This window comes from Ruegeria sp. BA2 (genome assembly GCF_056539605.1).
In genome coordinates this window covers 171,024-188,704 of sequence record NZ_JBQFVE010000001.1, presented here as the reverse complement: position 1 = coordinate 188,704, position 17,681 = coordinate 171,024, and the positions used below count along the sequence as shown (strand labels likewise).

The window sequence follows — 17,681 nt, the reverse complement described above, 5'->3', positions numbered from 1 at the left end:
TTACTCCGATGTTACCGACCTAAATTGGTCGGGGAACGGTTGCTTGCTTGCACCTTATATGCCGGGTCTGATAAGGTGCATCCACAAGATATAGATCAAGAACAAGACACGGGCAGCCTACGTGAGCGATACGCCAGAAATCCCTGAAAACATGGACGAAACCCCACCGGAGCGCCCTGTTTATGACGGCCCGACGGTCTCAATCGAATCCGAAATGCGCACATCCTATCTGGACTATGCCATGTCGGTCATCGTCAGCCGTGCCATCCCTGATCTGCGTGATGGATTGAAGCCCGTGCACCGGCGCATCCTCTACGCGATGCATGAGACCGGAAACACCCATGACAAGGCGTACCGTAAATCGGCGCGTCCTGTCGGCGACGTTATGGGTAAATATCACCCGCACGGCGACAGCGCGATCTATGACGCGCTGGTGCGGATGGCGCAGGATTTCTCGATGTCGCTGCCTCTGCTGGATGGTCAAGGCAACTTTGGTTCGATGGACGGCGATAACCCGGCGGCCATGCGTTATACCGAAGTTCGCATGGACAAACCCGCCGCATCCTTGCTTGCTGATATCGAAAAAGAGACGGTCGATTTTCAGGACAACTATGACGGCAAGGACAAAGAGCCAACAGTCCTGCCCGCCCGTTTCCCCAACATGCTGGTCAATGGCGCCGGTGGTATCGCCGTTGGTATGGCGACGAACATCCCGCCGCATAACTTGGGCGAAGTGGTCGATGCGACGCTCGCCCTGATCGACGACCCGGACCTGACCTCTGAGCAGTTGATCGAATACGTACCCGGCCCCGACTTCCCTACCGGAGGCGTAATGCTGGGCCGATCCGGTGCGCGCAAAGCCTATCTGGAAGGTCGCGGCAGCGTCATCATCCGGGCCAAGACTCGCGTCGAGGAACTGCGCAAGGACCGCTATGCCATCGTCGTGGATGAGATCCCATATCAGGTAAACAAAGCGTCGATGATCGAAAAGATTGCCGAGGCGGTGCGTGAAAAGCGGATCGAAGGCGTGGCCCACGTTCAGGACGAATCCGACCGCAACGGTGTGCGCGTTGTGGTCGAACTCAAGCGCGATGCGACGCCTGAGGTGGTGCTGAACCAGCTTTATCGTTTCTCTCCGATGCAGACGTCCTTTGGCTGCAACATGCTGGCCCTAAATGGCGGACGGCCCGAGCAACTGACTTTGCGCCGGTTCCTGACGTCCTTCATCGACTTCCGCGAGGATGTTGTTGCGCGCCGCACCGCGTTCGATCTGCGCAAGGCCCGCGAGCGTAGCCACATCCTGTGTGGTCTGGCCGTGGCCGTGTCGAACGTGGACGAAGTGGTTGCCACGATCCGTTCCTCCGCCGATGCGGCTGAAGCACGTGAAAAGCTGATGACGCGCCGTTGGCCCGCCGCCGAAATCGAAGGGTATCTGCGTCTGATCGACGATCCTCTGTCCAAGATGAACGACGACGGCACCTATAACCTGACCGAGGTTCAGGCCCGCGCCATCCTCGATCTGCGCCTGCAGCGCCTGACCCAACTGGGCGTCAAAGAGGTCACGGACGAGCTGGAAGAACTGGCCGCCAAGATCAAGGAATATCTCGATATTCTGTCCTCACGCGAGCGGATCATGGGCATCATCGCAGATGAGCTGCGCAGTGTCCGTGAACAATTCGCCGTCGACCGTCGTACCGAGATCGTCGACTGGTCCGGCGACATGGAAGACGAGGACCTGATCGAGCGCGAGGATATGGTCGTGACCGTTACCTCGGGCGGGTACATCAAACGTACTCCGTTGGCCGATTTCCGGGCGCAAAAACGCGGCGGCAAGGGCCTGTCGGGGATGCAGACCAAAGAAGAGGATGTTGTGACCAACCTCTTCGTGGCCAACACCCACACACAACTGCTGTTCTTCACGACCGATGGGATGGTCTACAAGCTTAAGACTTGGCGCCTGCCCCAGTCGGGCCGAACCGGCAAGGGCAAAGCCATCGTCAACATCCTGCCGATTCCAACAGGCGTATCCATCGCGGCAATCATGCCGGTGGATGTGCCGGACGAAGAGTGGGAAAACCTGCAGATCGTCTTTGCCACTAGCGCCGGTGACGTGCGCCGTAACCGCCTGTCGGACTTCACCAATGTCCGCCGCAACGGCAAGATCGCGATGAAACTGCCCGAGGGTATCGAGCTGGTGAATGCCCGTATCTGCTCGGAAGATGAAGACGTGATGCTGGTCACCAATTCAGGCCGTGCGATCCGATTCCGTACCACCGATGTGCGTGTCTTCAATTCACGCGAATCTACCGGTGTGCGTGGCATCAGGCTGAGCAATGGTGACCGCGTCGTCTCGATGTCCGTAATCCGCCATTTCGAGGCCGACCCGGACGAGCGCGCCGCCTATCTCAAGATGCGCCGCGCGGTCGCGGGCATTGCCGATGACGGCGAGACGGATGAGGACGAAGCCGCACCCGGCTCGATCACACAGGAACGCTATGCCGAAATGTCGGCGGCAGAGAACCTGATCTTGACCATCACGTCAGGCGGCGCGGGCAAGCTGAGCTCCAGCCATGATTACCCTGTCCGCGGACGCGGTGGCATGGGCGTTGCGGCCATGGACAAGGCCATGCGCGGCGGCGAACTGGTTGCCTCCTTCCCCGTTGAGATTGACGACCAGATCATGCTGGCGACCTCAAAAGGCCAGTCGATCCGCGTACCTGTGGATGGGATTTCCTTCCGATCCCGTTCGGCCGGCGGTGTGAAAGTGTTCAACACTGGCAAGGGTGAGGAAGTGGTCAGCGTTGCCTGGATCGCGGATCAAGGCGAGGAAGAGGCTGAGGAGTAAGCATCTCTTTCATGATGAAATGAAACGGGTCGTGATCAATGGTCACCACCCTTTTTGTTGGTGTAGGTTATCGAACCACTCGATGGCCATTTCGGCCCAACCGACGGGGATTACGTGGCCGCCCTCAAACCCTAAAACTGAAACCCTCGCCCCGGTCAAGCAGCCTGACCAGCGCCTCAGGACCTGGTTCGCCTGTTCTGTGATATCGAGATCAGAGCAGCCAGCAAGATGTGCCATTGTGTCCACGACCTCGACCGCGCCGAGATAGCCAGGCCAGTTGTCAAAGGGTCCGTTCCCGGCAAAAGGAATGACGGTATCCTGAAAACCATGCGTATGAAACATGTCGAACGCAAATCCAGAGGTCGCGCAGGGCCCTGGCCTACCCCGGACCGGTGTCCCCATGACAGGCGCAAAGGCCCGTAGGTGTTCGTCGATATTGGCGCAGGCTAAGTACCACGCAAAGCTGCCGCCGCGTGACGAACCTGCAGTCAATATCTTGTTAATATCAATGGGGAATCGAGATGTCGCGTCGTCTAACACAGCCGATGCAAACGCATAGTCATCACGATCACTCTGCCCGGCTCTCCAGACCCAACCCGTACCAGGACCATTCCGGTATTCGATCTCAAGCGCCGTAGGAGCGATCAGCGCGTATCCGCGTTTCAGAATGGGCAAGGCCAGATGAGCAGAGCTGATTATTTTTGCTCCGGTCCCGTTTGATCCATGAAAAAACAGGACTGCAGGGAACGGCCCCTCTCCCTGCGGTAGCAGCACGTTGTACTGGCGACCGGATACAAAGCACGGATCATCAGCTGCCCCGCATTCGGTCTGCTGATACAAGCTCGCCAGAGAGGGTACGTCAGGCGTCGCTTCGAGCACCCAGATCAGCGCCATAGCTGCGAGAGTTATGGCGAGTACTCGTTTTAAACGCGTGCGCCTGGCTTCCGTCACAGTGCGTAAAGCGCCCCAAATTTCTTTTCCAAATAACTCAACAGCGGTTCAGGCCCGAGCGCAACTCCGCTTGCCCGTTCAATCACCTCACGCGGAGCATAAAGCCCGCCATATTGCTGAACATTCTCGCGCAACCAGCGGGTTGCGCCTGTCGTATTACCCTCGGCCAGTTGCGCGTCTAAATCCGGCACAGCCGTCCGAAGCGCCTGATAGAGACACCCGGCATAGACATTGCCCAAGGAATAGGTTGGGAAATAGCCGAACAGGCCGACCGACCAATGGACGTCTTGCAAACACCCGTTCGAGGGTTTGTCGACGGCATAGCCGAAGTCGGCCTTGAACCGGTCATTCCACGCAGCCTCCAAATCATTGACCTGCAGGTCTCCGGCCATCAGGGCGCGCTCAAGGTCAAAGCGCAGCATGATGTGGAGGTTGTATTGCACCTCGTCCGCTTCGGTACGGATATAGCCATTGTGAACACGGTTGACGGTTGCATAGAAGGCATCTGCATCCGTGATCCCGAAATCGCCGAATGACTCTTTCATTTGGTCGAACAACCAACCGGTGAAAGCGCGCGAGCGGCCTAGCTGATTTTCGTAGATACGGCTTTGGCTTTCATGCACACCCATCGACACGCCGCTGCCCAAAGGGGTCAGCAGATAATCTCGGTCGATGCCTTGCTCATAGGCGGCGTGGCCGACCTCATGAATGGTGGAATAGAAACAGTTGAACGGGTCGGTCTCGCTGGTGCGAGTGGTAATGCGCACGTCCAGACCGCTGCCCGAACTGAACGGATGTACCGCCTTATCGACGCGCCCGTTGTTCAGGTCATACCCAAACGCGACGGCCAGCTTTTGCGACAGGCGCATTTGGGCCAGTTCATCAAAACTGCCGGTCAACGCTGCAGGTTCTGGGCGATCCAGAACTGCGGCGCGCAGAGCGACCAGACGCGGGCGCATCTCATCAAAGATGGCGGCGATTTGGGCACCGGTTGTATAGGGCTCGTAATCCTCGGCCATGGCATCGTAGACGTTGCCACCTTGCGCCAGCGCCTCGCCTTCCTGACGCTTCAGCGAAACAACCTCTTCCAGCACCGGCAAAAAGGCGGCGACATCCTCGTCGGCCCGTGCCTGCGCCCATTTGCCCTGCGCTGCGGAGGTGACGCGGGCAATCGCGGTGGCCAGAGCTGCAGGCACCTTGACCGCGCGGTCATAAGCACGGTGAATTTCGCGCAGTTGCGCCTTGCCGACCTCATCCTGCGGCGCCGCTTGTTCTAGCCAATCGGCCACGCGTGGATCAGAGCGGCGCGCATGCAACACTGCTTCGATCGCGGCCATCTCTTCAGCGCGCTGCGCGGCTGCCCCACGTGGCATGACTGTTTCCTGATCCCAGCCCAACCGTCCGGCAATCTGGCCCAGAGCGGAAGTTTCGCGCTGAAAAGCCATCAGATCATTGAATGCAGTCATAGGGTCAAACTCCGCGCACAGATGTTGCAATGGGATAAGCGGTCAGGAACCGAGCGCGCAGGACCAAGGTCCAGACAACGACGGCCATGAATTGGTGGAAAATAGCGATCTGCCACGGGGCCGCGTAGACCACGGTGACGATGCCCACGAACACCTGAAGCGACAGCGCCGCAAAGGCTGCATTGAAAGCGAAACGCGTTTGCGGATGCGCGCTGGCTTGCCCGCGCCGCCGGACGACAAAGCCGAAGATGAGCAGCAGATAGCCGACATAGCGGTGGATGAATTGCACCAGACCGGGGCTTTCAAAGAAGTTGCGCCACATTGGTTCTAACGCTGCGGCGTCCGGCGGTAGGAGTTGACCGCCGATCAGGGGCCAATCGGAATAGGATCGGCCGGCGTCTATTCCGGCGACCATCGCGCCGATGAGTATTTGCAAAAAGGTGAAATGCAACAGGCCGGTTGAGAGTGAGAACAGTTTCGCCTCTTTCGCGCGGCGCGCCTGCATCAGGTCACGTTCCTCGCGGCCAAGTTCAAAGATATACCAGCCGAGGAAGCCTAGGATGACGAAGGCCAGACCCAGATGCACGGCCAGACGATAGCTGGCGACAGCGGTCATCCCCTCGCCCTGCGTGACGCCCGAGGCGACCATCCACCAGCCCACAGCACCCTGAACGCCGCCCAGCAGGCCGGGGATCAGCAGCTTGCCGGTCCACCCGGTTGGGATCTTGCGTGCTGCAAGGAAGCCAAAGAAACCAACCGCCCAGACGAGGCCAATAACCCGACCAAGCTGACGATGGCCCCATTCCCACCAATAGATGGTTTTGAAATCATCCAGCTCCATCCACTGGTTCTGGATGCGCCATTGGTCGATTTCTTTGTATTTGTCGAATTCGGAATGCCAGTCGGCCTCATTCATAGGCGGGATGGCCCCGGTTATTGGCCGCCATTCCGTGATCGAGAGCCCGCTATCGGTCAGGCGAGTTAGGCCCCCGACGGCGATCATGATGACTACAAGCGCAAACAGGATCATCAGCCAGACACGGATCGCACTACGTGCGCCACCGCGCCCACGGTCAATCATGCCGGGCTGAACCGCTTCCTGTTTCTGGTCTCCCGAAACCTCTTCGAAGATGCTGCGCTTGCCGCTCATGCTGGCCTCATATCCTTGATTTCGTCGCAAGCTAGGGCGTTGGCTGACCGAGGTCCAGCCTTAGCCCTTATCCTTCCAGCGGACCATCTGCCGCATGATCCCGTGCAGCATTTGCACGTCAGCGCGCGTCATCCGCATCCGCGACCACAAATTGCGCAGATTGGTCTTCATCCCTTCGGCCTTTTCGGGGGGATAGAAGAATCCGGCCTCTTCCAGCCGGTCTTCATAATGCTCGACCAGTTTTTCAACCTCGATCCCTGTCGCCCAGTCCCCCTTGCCCAGATCGGTGGCTTCGTGAACAACGTCCCCGGTTTGGCGCATCCATTCATAGGCTGTTAGCAGAACGCATTGTCCAAGGTTCAAAGAGGCGTATTCGGGATTCACCGGCACCGAGATGATGGCATTGGCCTTGGCGATATCTTCATTCTCAAGCCCAGCCCGTTCCGGGCCAAACAGCACGGCGACTTTCTCACCGGCCGCCACCTTCTCTGCCGCGATCTGCATCGCGCGTTCGGGGCTGTAGACCGGTTTGGTCAAACCGCGCTGTCGCGCTGTGGTGGCAAAGACAAAGGTCGTATCCTCGAACGAACTCGCCAGATCATCAAACAGTTGCGCCTCATCCAAAAGCCGCCCCGCCCCACTGGACATTGCGACGGCTTTTGGATTGGGCCATCCGTCTCTGGGCGCGACGATCCGCATCCGATCCAACCCGAAATTCCACATCGCCCGCGCAGCGGCACCGATGTTCTCACCCATTTGTGGGCGCACCAGAACAAAGGAGGGTTGGGACGTATCGCTGGGCATGGCTTACTCCGAAAAAAACTTGGCTTGCTCTACTGCCGGCTTGGATCAAGAGCAAGTCGCCCCGGCGGCTTCTGTTCCCAAATCCCAGCTTGGCAGGCATAAAAGTTTGCTTCCCCCGCGCAATCCGCTAAACCGCGCGAAAGAAGACAAACCCGAAGGACGCGCCATGGACACCCCCGAGCAGCCGCAGATTTACCTGATCACGCCTCCGACCATCGCGCTGAGCACGTTCCCCGATCAATTGGGCCACGTATTGGATGGGGCTGATATTGCCTGCATTCGCCTTGCCCTGGCAGGCAGTGACGAAGACATGATCTCGCGCGCCGCCGATGCCTGCCGTGAAGTTGCGCATGTGCGTGACGTTGCCATCGTGATTTCCAACCATGTGCTGTTGGCGCAGCGGCTGGGGCTGGACGGAGTTCATCTGGACGACGGTTCTCGATCGATACGGGCGGCCCGCAAGGAATTGGGTGCAGACGCAATTGTCGGCAGCTTCTGCGGAGCCTCAAGCCATGATGGCATGTCGGCGGGCGAAAACGGTGCGGATTACGTTGCTTTCGGCCCTGTTGGTTCCGCCACGTTAGGCGATGGCACGCTGGCCGAGAAAGACCTGTTTCAATGGTGGTCCGAGATGATCGAAGTCCCTGTTGTGGCCGAAGGCGGGTTGACGCCAGATCTGGTCCGAGACCTTGCACCATGCACCGATTTCTTTGGCATCGGAGACGAAATCTGGTCACAGGATAACCCGCTGGATGCATTGAACTCTCTGATTGCTGCAATGGGCTGATCGCTCGGGTCGTTAACCCTTGCGCCCGCGCCGGGGCTGCGGCATGACACGAGGCATGAACACAAACAGCGAAATCCTGTGTATCGGTTCGGTCCTTTGGGACGTGATCGGACGCTCGGCCAGCGCCATGCGGCAGGGCTCGGATGTACCGGGCCGGATTACCCGCCTGCCGGGCGGCGTCGCCATGAACATCGCCATGACCCTTGTGCGGTTTGGCATGACCCCTACGCTGCTAACGGCCATTGGCCGCGACCCCGAAGGTGACGAGCTGGTCCGGTCCTGTGCACGCTTGGGGATAGTCACCGACCACATCTATCGCTCGCAGGACTTGCCCACCGACCGGTACATGGCGGTAGAGGGCGCAAATGGACTGATCGCCGCCATCGCGGACGCGCATTCGCTTGAAGCTGCCGGAGCCAAGATCCTGCGTCCTTTGATGCACGGGCCTCTGGGCTATGAAAATACACCCTTCGAAGGGCCCATCGCGCTGGACGGCAACCTGACGCTGACGCTGCTGGAAGAGATTGCCCAAAGCCCTGCCTTTGCAAAGGCTGACCTGCGCGTCGCACCCGCCTCTCCCGGCAAGGCCGAGCGGCTGCTTCCTTTCCTCAAACACGCACGCGCCACGCTTTATGTAAACCTCGAAGAAGCCGGTCTGCTCTGTCAACGCGAGTTCACTGATTCCGAAAGCGCCGCCAAAGGTCTGCTGGACCGTGGCGCACTACGTGTTCTGGTGACAGATGGCGGCAACTCAGCCTCTGTCGGGGATGCAAACGGCGTCCTTACCCAAACTCCCCCTTCGGTTCTGGTCACCCGCGTGACCGGTGCCGGGGATACCTTCATGGCGGCCCACATCGCCGCCGAGGCGAATGGCGCAGAAAATGACGCGGCCCTCACCCGCGCCCTGCATGCCGCTGCAAACTATGTTTCCGGAGAAACCCCACTGTGATCAACCTTCACTACTCCGCCGAGGTCCGCACCGCGAAGGATGCAGGCCAGCCCATCGTGGCGTTGGAAAGCACCATCATCACACACGGCATGCCCTATCCCCAGAACATTGAGGTCGCGGCGCAGGTCGAACAAGACATCCGGGATGCAGGTGCAGTTCCGGCCACGATCGCGGTCATTGACGGTGTATTAAACATCGGGTTGGAAGCAGACCAACTGAGCACACTTGGCCAGGCGCAGGGTGTCGCAAAACTGTCGCGCGCCGACATGGCCGCGTGTCTTGCTACGGGTGGTACCGGGGCCACGACAGTCGCGGCCACCATGATTGCGGCGCACTATGCCGGAATCGAGGTTTTTGCCACCGGTGGCATCGGTGGGGTTCATCAAGGGGCCGAAACCTCATTCGATATCTCAGCCGATCTGCACGAGCTGGCCCAAACCCCGGTCACCGTGGTTGCGGCGGGCGCCAAAGCAATCCTCGACCTCGCCAAAACGCTGGAGGTTCTGGAAACACTAGGCGTGCCTGTCATCGCACACGGACAAGATGAGTTTCCCGCCTTTTGGTCCGCCAAATCTCCGCTCGCAGCGCCGTTACGCATGGATGACGCGGCAGATATCGCCAAAGCCCACGCCACTCGCCGCGCGCTGGGCTTGCCAGGTGGCCAGCTGGTGGCAAATCCCATCCCGCAGGACGATCAGATCCCGGCTGAGGAACTGGCCCCAATCATCGCCTCTGCCCAGGCAGACGCCGAGACCCATCGCATCACAGGCAAAGGTGTTACCCCTTATTTGCTGCAACGCATCTTTGAGCGAACCGGGGGCCGTTCCCTGACCGCCAACATCGCCCTTGTGCGCAACAACGCGCGTCTGGCTGCCGCCATCGCACGTGAATTGGTGAATTCGGCCCAGTAACAAAGCCCTATTGCACCAAGGCCTCAGACTGCTTACCTAAATTCGCAAACCACTCAGGACCGTAATGAACACACCGTTTGACGAAGAACCCCACCGGCGCCCGGGCCTGTTCTCGCGATTGCGGGCGTCTTTTCTGACGGGCATCGTCGTCATCGCACCTGTTTGGCTGACGATATGGCTGATCTGGTCGGTTGTGGGGTGGATCGATAGCGCGGTCTTGCCGCTGATCCCGCAGAGGTTCCAGCCGTCAGAATATGTCGGCGTCAATCTGCGCGGTGTCGGTGTTGTCATCTTCTTGCTGTTCACCATCATCGTTGGCTGGATTGCAAAGGGTATTCTGGGCCGCTCGCTGATCCAACTCGCCGAGAGTCTCGTCGACCGCATGCCCGTGGTTCGCTCGGTCTATTCGGGGATCAAGCAAATCTCGGAAACAGTGTTCGCACAAACCGAACGGTCTTTTGAGAAAGCGTGTCTGATACAGTACCCGCGCCGCGGCATCTGGGCGATTGGCTTCGTCTCAACAACTGCCCGCGGCGAAGTCAGCCAGCGCGCAGAAACCGGGGGCGAGTTACTGAGCGTGTTCGTCCCGACGACACCAAACCCCACATCCGGGTTCCTGCTGTTCTTCCCCGCCGAAGATGTGATCCTTCTTGATATGTCTATCGAGGATGCCGCCAAACTGGTGATTTCGGCTGGTTTGGTCTATCCGAACGAAAAAGACCCGACCCAACCGCCCGAGTAATCAGCCAAACATTGCAGGAAGATCGACTGTGCTGCGCGCACCCAGATCGTCTTTATGAGCACTTAGAAACTGATCTGCAGCGCTGCGGCCAGCTTGTTTCAATCGGTTCAGCACCACCGGATTGGGTACTATCTTGGTAGCAGCAGACAGATCATTCATCAGCTCATCATCGGCAATCATGTGAACCAGCACCCGGCTCATCTCACCCGCTTTCAATTTACCATCGGCCAGCAAGCGCTGAACAAAATTGATTGCCCGCAATTCGCGAAACAGGGACGAGTTAAAGCTGATCTCGTTGATCCGGTTTTGAATCTGCTGTGGCGTTTTAGGGATCTCATCGCGCTCCAAAGGATTGATGTTCACGATCACGACATCATCGGGCAGATCACCACCAAATAAAGGATAAAGCGCGGGGTTACCGGTATAGCCCCCATCCCAATAAGCCTCGGTGCGGCCCGATTTCGGGTCATGAATCTCGACCGCCTGAAACAGGTTGGGCAGACAGGCCGAAGCCAAGATGGCGTCGGTCGAAATCTCTTCGCCGGTAAAAACCCGGATCTTACCGCTTCGCACACAGGTGGCGCAAACGAACAGCTCGGGCCCCTCATCTGCGCAAATCTCAGCAAAGTTGAACCGATCTACAACCGGCTCCAACGGATTGCGATAGAATGGCCCATAGGCATAAGGCGACACCAGTCGCGACCATGTCTCGGCCATTGAATAGGGCAACGAATATTCGATGGCCCGCGTAACATGGGCGGGCTCAATGCCCCGCATCCAATGGGCCACGCGCATGTCGCCAACGGCCCCCATGCGCTTCCACAAACCATCGAGACAGGCCCTAGCCCCTTCGCGCCCGGCATGGACCATCCCTGATTTGAAGGCGGCACCGTTCAGCGCCCCCGCGGAGGTCCCGGTAATCGCCGCGACCTCAACATCCTCTTCATCCAGAAGACGGTCCAGAACACCCCAGGTAAACGCACCATGAGCACCACCACCCTGCAAAGCCAGATTGATCCGTTTCATGGTTCCGCCTCTTCATCTGGCCAAATATATCCCGAGGGTATGGGGGCAGAGCCCCCATGATCCCTCACAAGGCCGTCCATCCCCCATCCACAGAAATCGTCGTCCCCGTGATCTGCGCCGCTGCGTCCGAGCACAAGAAGATCGTCGTGCCACCCAGTTGCTCAACAGTGGCAAATTCCTTGGACGGCTGCCGCTCAAGCAGGATGTTCTTCACCACATCCTCGCGGCTCATGTTGTATTCTTTCATTGTGTTGGGAATCTGCGCCTCGACTAGCGGGGTCAGCACATAACCCGGACAGATGGCGTTGCAGGTGATCGGCTCTTGCGCCGTTTCCAACGCAACGGTCTTGGTCATCCCAACAACGCCATGCTTGGCCGCGATATAAGCTGCTTTGAAGGGCGAAGCTGTCAATCCATGGGCCGAAGCGATGTTGACCACGCGCCCCCAACCCGCTGACCGCATCATCGGCAAAGCAGCCGCCATCGTATGGAAGGTCGAGTTCATGTTAATCGCAATGATCGCGTCCCATTTGTCGACCGGAAACTGATCGATCGGGGCGACATGCTGAATACCCGCATTATTTACAAGAATGTCGCACGCGCCTGCCTGCTCGATCAGTGCCCGGCATTCATTACCCTTCGACATATCCGCCTTGATGTAGCGGGCGTTCGTGCCGGTCTCTTGACCGATCTCGGCGGCCAACGCGTGATCTTCATCCCGGTCGGTGAATGAGTTCAGAACAACATCCGCACCAGCTTTGGCCAGCTCACGGGCGATGCCCAGCCCAATCCCTGAATTCGACCCTGTGATGACGGCTGTTTTGCCCGACAGACTCATGACACTCTCCCAATGGATTTCGTTTCGCGGACACAGTGCCATGCTGCACCTGCAAAGGAAACGGGGAATGATCAGCCAGAGGTATCCCGGCAGTTTCTGCCAAAAAAAACGCCCGCACGAAGCGGGCGTTAAGTTATTGAGGCAGGTTTCATACAGGCAAGAAACCTATCGAGCAGTGCATCCTTTATAAGCAATTCTTTGCATCCGTCCAAGCTAAAAGTTTGAAAACAGGAAAAATCATGGCTACGGTGAATCCCAAACAAAATAAGGCCAGAGCAGGATTGTTTCCAAAATGAGCCACGATTATCTCCGCCCGCTTCGCCCCGCAATTGCGGGAATCGCTTCGATTCTTACAGCCTCGTTGGCCTCGGCAGAATCGGCCCATGGCATAGCTATGTATGGAGACCCGGCCCTACCACCGGATTTTGTGTCGCTCCCCTACGCAAACCCGGATGCACCCAAAGGCGGCAAGGTCGTTTTTGGGAATACCGGCGGCTATAACAGTTTGAACCCATTTGTGCAAAAAGGCACCTCGCCCTGGCAGTTGCGATTTTGGACTCATGAAAGCCTGATGGGTCGGTCCTGGGACGAACCTTTCACTCTTTACGGGTTGTTAGCCGAATCAGTTGAGACGGATCCGGACCGGACTTGGGTCGAATTCACCCTTCGCGAAGAGGCAAAGTTCTCGGATGGCACGCCCGTCACCGTTGATGATGTGATCTGGTCATATGAGACGCTGGGTACCGAGGGTCACCTACGCTATCGCGGGCTTTGGGGCAAAATCGACAGCATCGAGCAGACCGGACCGCGCAGCGTTCGGATCACCTTTAACGAACCTGACCGCGAATTGGCGCTACTCGCCGGAATGCGCCCGATCCTGCAAAAAGCGCAGTGGGAGGGGAAGTCTTTCGCTGACGCTCAGCTACACGATGTGCCCATCGGGTCGGGGCCATATGTGATCGATGACTATGAGGCTGGCCGCTATGTGAATCTGCGTCGAAACCCCGACTATTGGGGCACTGATATTCCGTATCGCAAGGGTACGATGAATTTGGATGACATGCGGATTGAGTTTTACGGCGATGGCACCGTCGCGTTTGAGGCGTTCAAGGCAGGCGAGTTGTCGGCCGTGCGCGAATTCAACGCGGACAAATGGAACAACCAGTACGGCTTTCCGGCGGTTCAGCGCGGCGATGTGGTCAAAACTGAAATCCCACATCAGAAGCCATCGGGTATGACCGGGTTCGTCATGAACACCCGCAAAGCCCCTTTCGATGACTGGCGCGTGCGCGAGGCGCTGACACTGGCGTTTAACTTTGAGTTCATCAACGACACAATCACCGGCGGGGCGCAGCCCAGAATTACCTCTTACTTCTCGGGCTCGGAGTTGGGCATGAAGCCCGGACAGGCGAAAGGCCGAGTTGCAGAGCTGCTGGAACCCTATGCCGCCGAACTGCCCCCCGGCACCTTGGAAGGGTACGAATTACCCCAAGGCGATGGAACCGAACGCAATCGGCGTAGCATCCGCGAAGCTCTTAAATTGCTGGAAGAGGCTGGTTGGACAATACAGGATGGCCAACTGCGCAACGCTGAGGGCGAGCCGTTTGAGATCGATCTGGTCATTAGCCAAGGCAGCCTGAATGTGGTTCAGGATGTCGGCGTGATCGCGGAAATCTACGCCCGTGCGCTTGAACGGCTGGGCATAAAGCTCACGGTCGAGAAAGTGGATGACGCGCAATACACCTCGCGTATCGATGCCCAAGATTTTGACATGACTCCTTTCCGTCGGGCGCTGTCACTCTCGCCAGGCAACGAACAGCGCCTGTATTGGGGCAGTGAGAATGCCGATACCCCGGGCACGCGAAACGTGATGGGGCTGACGTCGCCCGCTGTCGATGGGTTAATCGATGCGATGCTGGCCTCGGAAAGCCACGAAGACTTTGTTTCAGCAACACGCGCCCTGGATCGGGTTCTGACCGCAGGCCGCTATGTCATCCCGATCTGGAGCTTTGATGTCGGCCGCATTGCCCATGTCAAAGAGCTAAAGCAACCAGACACCCTGCCGATCTATGGCGATGGACCTGAATATATGCCTCAGGTCTGGTGGTATCAGGATTGACGCACCCACTTTATTTCCGTATTTCGTGAAATATGGAAATAAAGATTCATGACAGGCTTACCGCCCTCGCGCATCCCAAACGGCTGGACTTGTTCCGGCTGTTGATGCGTCGCTATCCCGATTCCGTCGCTGCGGGCCATATCGCCGAGGCTTTGGCACTAAAGCCGAACACTGCCTCGACCTATCTGAACGCGCTCAAATCCGCTGGGCTAATCCAGCAGAGCCGAACCGGGACTTCGTTGCAATATACAGCCAACCTATCTGCGGTGCGCGGCCTGTTCGACGACCTGTTGGGTGGGTGCTGTCAGAATCGACCAGATTTGTGCCTGCAACCCTCCGAGGACCCCGTTATGACCAGTCCTGATCGCGTCATGAACGCGTTGTTCATCTGCACTGGCAACTCTGCCCGTTCAATTATGGCCGAAGCCATCCTGAACGCCGAAGGCAACGGACTGTTTCGCGCCTATTCAGCAGGTACCGCGCCATCAGATGGACCCAATCCAAACGTTCTGGAACTGTTGAGGCAGAAAGACTACGACACATCCCAGCTCCACTCAAAGTCGCTGGACGAGTTTGCGTCTGACGATGCCCCGAAAATGGACTTTGTCTTCACGGTCTGCGACCACGCCGCAAACGAGGCCTGTCCTGCCTGGCCCGGCCAGCCGATGAGCGCACATTGGGGCCTGCCCGATCCGGTCAAGGTTGAAGGGACTGAAGCGCAAAAGCAGTTGGCATTTCAACAGGCCTATGGGTTGCTGCGCAACCGTATCACTGCATTTGCGAGCCTCCCGTTTGAAACACTCGATCGCATCTCACTACAGCACAAAGTGGATGATATCGGCCGCATGGCCGAATAGTCCGCGACAAATCTAAGGAAATTTCAATGAACATACTGGTTCTGTGCACCGGCAACTCCGCCCGGTCGATTCTGCTGGAATCGATCTTCAACCACACCAGCGCAGGGCGCGTTCGTGCCTATTCCGCGGGCTCAAATCCGACCGGCAAGGTTCACCCACAGTCCCTGACTCTGCTGGGGACCGTGGGCCATGACGTCCGTGATGCAAGGTCCAAAAGCTGGGATGAGTTTGCCGAAGACAACGCACCGCAAATGGACATGGTGATCACGGTTTGCGGTTCGGCCGCTGAAGAGACTTGCCCTGTCTGGCCGGGTGCACCCGTGCGTGCGCATTGGGGTGTTGAGGACCCCGCCGCCGCATCCGAGGCCGACTGGGATACCGCATTCCGCACCGCTTACGACATTCTGGGCCGTCGCGCCGAGGCACTGCTGGCGCTCCCGGTCGAAACCATGGATAGCGGCGAACTCACCACCCATCTCAAACGCATCGGATCCATGCAATGACCGCCCGTCAGTATTTCGCCGAGTTTCTGGGCACTGCCTTCTTGCTGATCGGCGTTGTTGGATCAGGCATCATGGCACAAACGCTCGCTGACGGGAACATCGCCTTGGCCTTGCTGGCCAACGCGATTGCCACGGGCTGCATGCTATATGCGATCATAACCACGCTTGGTCCAGTTTCAGGCGCACACTTCAACCCGGCGGTGACGCTGGCCTTCGCCTTGCGCGGCGAGCATCCCTGGGGCGCGGTTGCGCCTTACATGCTGGTACAGGTCGCGGGTGGGATCGTTGGTGTATGGGCCAGCCACTACATGTTCGACTTGCCGATTCTACAGACCTCGGAAACCCTACATCGCACCGGATCACATCAGTGGTTCTCGGAGATCATCGCCACCTTGGGCCTGCTCTTTGTAATCTTCGGCGGAATTCGGCACAAACCTGACACGGTACCAGCGCTTGTGGGGCTCTATATCACCGGCGCCTACTGGTACACGTCATCCACAAGTTTTGCCAATCCAGCCGTTACAATCGCAAGGGGCTTTACGGATACGTTTGCAGGGATATACCCTGCGCATATCCCGATGTTCATAATAATGCAGATAGTTGCTGTGTTTATCGGGCACGTAATACTGAACTGGCTGTTCAAGCCAGAAGAATAACGGACCGGCCGCCACTCACTAAACAGCAGGTCCGTGGGCCCGTTGCGGTATCTCCGCAGCGGGTTTTTGCTTCAGAATCCCTGCAAAGCACCTGCGACATTTTGTCATGTCTGCAGCGTCACGTCCGGCTTCTTACGCTGTCATTGGGGAGAGCAGTCCTGAAACACCAACCAAGGAAGGCTCGCAGATGCTAAACTGGGCTGATCTGACGCAAGACTGGGACGCGTCATACGCGCGCGCAAAACGCAGGTTTCCGAACTTGCGTGATGGAGATATGGCGCGCGTCGGCGAAGATCGCAAACAGTTCGAAGCCTACTTGGCCGAGCGCCACCACCTGACCGTCAACGAAGCGCGCGAAGAGCTTGAAGATTTCCTGTTCACCGAAGCTTTGAACCGCGAGGCGGCCCAAGCCCTAGGCAAGTGACGTGACCCACAGGATCGTCGCATCCTCATCACTGACCGAAATCACGTTATGCCCCATGCTGCCGTCATAGTAGGCGCTATCGCCACGGCGCATTTCGACGGGCTCATAGAATTCGGTAAACAGTCGCACGACACCCGTTAGAACATACAAGAATTCTTCGCCATCATGGCGCACCCAGCCATCGAATTCCTCCATCGACCGTGCACGCACACGGGCACGATAGGGCAGCATCTGTTTTTTAGTCAGCGTTTCGGCCAACAACTCATGTTCGTAAGTTGTTGTTGGGTGTGCCGTCCCCTCACCCATCTTTGTCACGGCCATACGTCCGATCACCTGATCACGTTGCGGAGGCGTGAACAGTTGCGGCACCGAAATTTCCAAACCCGTGGCCAGTTTTTTCAGCGCATCATAGGTCGGTGACATCTGACCGTTCTCGATCTTGCTTAGCGTTGACCTTGCCAATCCCGCCTGACTGGCCGCCTGTTCCAGCGTCCAATTTCGAGCTTTGCGCAATTCACGCACGCGCGCGCCCAGATCGACGGGCTCCAATTCGGTTTTCAAACCGTTATCACGCGCGATCCTGACGATGGATTTATGGTCATTTTTGGTCATGCGTCTTTCTATAGGGCCAGCATGCCCCGCTTGCAACGCGC

17 protein-coding genes are annotated in these 17,681 nt (G+C 58.0%); 10 read left to right on the top strand and 7 right to left on the bottom strand.

What is annotated here, in order from left to right; translation table 11 throughout:
• Positions 1–121: 121 nt before the first annotated feature.
• Complete coding sequence (gene gyrA / locus ACR0NN_RS00930) at positions 122–2,845, top strand: DNA gyrase subunit A (protein WP_170718820.1); 2,724 nt, start codon at positions 122–124, stop codon at positions 2,843–2,845.
• Between the two features lie 42 nt (positions 2,846–2,887).
• On the opposite strand, the gene ACR0NN_RS00925 is transcribed toward gyrA, so the two are convergent.
• Genes ACR0NN_RS00925 through ACR0NN_RS00910 form a run of 4 tightly spaced genes read right to left on the bottom strand, consistent with a single transcriptional unit; the run spans position 2,888 to position 7,216 of the window.
• Complete coding sequence (locus tag ACR0NN_RS00925) at positions 2,888–3,739, bottom strand: alpha/beta hydrolase family protein (protein ID WP_170718818.1); 852 nt, start codon at positions 3,737–3,739, stop codon at positions 2,888–2,890.
• Positions 3,740–3,792: 53 nt separating this feature from the next.
• Positions 3,793–5,262: a carboxypeptidase M32 gene (locus tag ACR0NN_RS00920; protein ID WP_170718815.1), complete on the bottom strand. Its 1,470-nt coding sequence runs from the start codon at positions 5,260–5,262 to the stop codon at positions 3,793–3,795.
• A 4-nt stretch (positions 5,263–5,266) separates the two neighbouring features.
• Complete coding sequence (gene ctaA / locus ACR0NN_RS00915; protein ID WP_480683718.1) at positions 5,267–6,412, bottom strand: heme A synthase; 1,146 nt, start codon at positions 6,410–6,412, stop codon at positions 5,267–5,269.
• 60 nt (positions 6,413–6,472) lie between these two features.
• Positions 6,473–7,216, bottom strand: a complete 744-nt coding sequence (locus ACR0NN_RS00910) for an RNA methyltransferase (protein ID WP_170718811.1) — start codon at positions 7,214–7,216, stop codon at positions 6,473–6,475.
• Positions 7,217–7,382: 166 nt separating this feature from the next.
• Between ACR0NN_RS00910 and ACR0NN_RS00905 the strand changes: the two genes are divergently transcribed.
• The 4 genes from ACR0NN_RS00905 (at position 7,383) to ACR0NN_RS00890 (ending at position 10,605) form a co-directional block, all read left to right on the top strand.
• Positions 7,383–8,003 carry a thiamine phosphate synthase gene (locus tag ACR0NN_RS00905; protein ID WP_170718809.1) on the top strand — a complete coding sequence of 207 codons (621 nt, stop codon included), beginning with the start codon at positions 7,383–7,385 and terminating at the stop codon, positions 8,001–8,003.
• Between the two features lie 55 nt (positions 8,004–8,058).
• Positions 8,059–8,952, top strand: coding sequence for a PfkB family carbohydrate kinase (locus ACR0NN_RS00900; protein ID WP_170718807.1), 894 nt, complete (start codon positions 8,059–8,061; stop codon positions 8,950–8,952).
• Positions 8,949–9,863 (top strand): pseudouridine-5'-phosphate glycosidase, encoded by a 915-nt coding sequence (locus ACR0NN_RS00895; protein ID WP_170718805.1) that lies wholly within the window; start codon positions 8,949–8,951, stop codon positions 9,861–9,863. Before ACR0NN_RS00900 ends, ACR0NN_RS00895 begins: the two co-directional genes overlap by 4 nt.
• Positions 9,864–9,927: 64 nt before the next feature.
• Entirely contained in the window at positions 9,928–10,605 is a 678-nt protein-coding gene (locus tag ACR0NN_RS00890) for a DUF502 domain-containing protein (protein ID WP_170718803.1), read from the top strand.
• Here ACR0NN_RS00890 and ACR0NN_RS00885 read toward each other — a convergent pair whose 3' ends face one another.
• Together ACR0NN_RS00885 and ACR0NN_RS00880 are read right to left on the bottom strand one after the other, a co-directional pair.
• Positions 10,606–11,631 carry a patatin-like phospholipase family protein gene (locus ACR0NN_RS00885; protein WP_170718800.1) on the bottom strand — a complete coding sequence of 342 codons (1,026 nt, stop codon included), beginning with the start codon at positions 11,629–11,631 and terminating at the stop codon, positions 10,606–10,608.
• A 64-nt stretch (positions 11,632–11,695) separates the two neighbouring features.
• Entirely contained in the window at positions 11,696–12,469 is a 774-nt protein-coding gene (locus ACR0NN_RS00880; RefSeq protein ID WP_170718798.1) for a 3-hydroxybutyrate dehydrogenase, read from the bottom strand.
• Positions 12,470–12,761: 292 nt separating this feature from the next.
• Between ACR0NN_RS00880 and ACR0NN_RS00875 the strand changes: the two genes are divergently transcribed.
• The 5 genes from ACR0NN_RS00875 to ACR0NN_RS00855 all read left to right on the top strand — a co-directional run bounded on the left by ACR0NN_RS00875 (position 12,762) and on the right by ACR0NN_RS00855 (position 17,028).
• Positions 12,762–14,588 (top strand): extracellular solute-binding protein, encoded by a 1,827-nt coding sequence (locus ACR0NN_RS00875; RefSeq protein WP_170718796.1) that lies wholly within the window; start codon positions 12,762–12,764, stop codon positions 14,586–14,588.
• Between the two features lie 32 nt (positions 14,589–14,620).
• Positions 14,621–15,445 (top strand): arsenate reductase/protein-tyrosine-phosphatase family protein, encoded by an 825-nt coding sequence (locus ACR0NN_RS00870; RefSeq protein WP_170718794.1) that lies wholly within the window; start codon positions 14,621–14,623, stop codon positions 15,443–15,445.
• Between the two features lie 26 nt (positions 15,446–15,471).
• Positions 15,472–15,948 carry an arsenate reductase ArsC gene (locus tag ACR0NN_RS00865; protein ID WP_170718792.1) on the top strand — a complete coding sequence of 159 codons (477 nt, stop codon included), beginning with the start codon at positions 15,472–15,474 and terminating at the stop codon, positions 15,946–15,948.
• Complete coding sequence (locus tag ACR0NN_RS00860; RefSeq protein WP_170718790.1) at positions 15,945–16,604, top strand: MIP/aquaporin family protein; 660 nt, start codon at positions 15,945–15,947, stop codon at positions 16,602–16,604. Before ACR0NN_RS00865 ends, ACR0NN_RS00860 begins: the two co-directional genes overlap by 4 nt.
• A gap of 106 nt (positions 16,605–16,710) precedes the next feature.
• Positions 16,711–17,028, top strand: coding sequence for a hypothetical protein (locus ACR0NN_RS00855; protein WP_480683715.1), 318 nt, complete (start codon positions 16,711–16,713; stop codon positions 17,026–17,028).
• Here the strand turns inward: ACR0NN_RS00855 and ACR0NN_RS00850 are convergent.
• Positions 17,017–17,640, bottom strand: coding sequence for an XRE family transcriptional regulator (locus tag ACR0NN_RS00850; RefSeq protein ID WP_170683679.1), 624 nt, complete (start codon positions 17,638–17,640; stop codon positions 17,017–17,019). The genes ACR0NN_RS00855 and ACR0NN_RS00850 overlap by 12 nt on opposite strands.
• Positions 17,641–17,681: the final 41 nt, after the last annotated feature.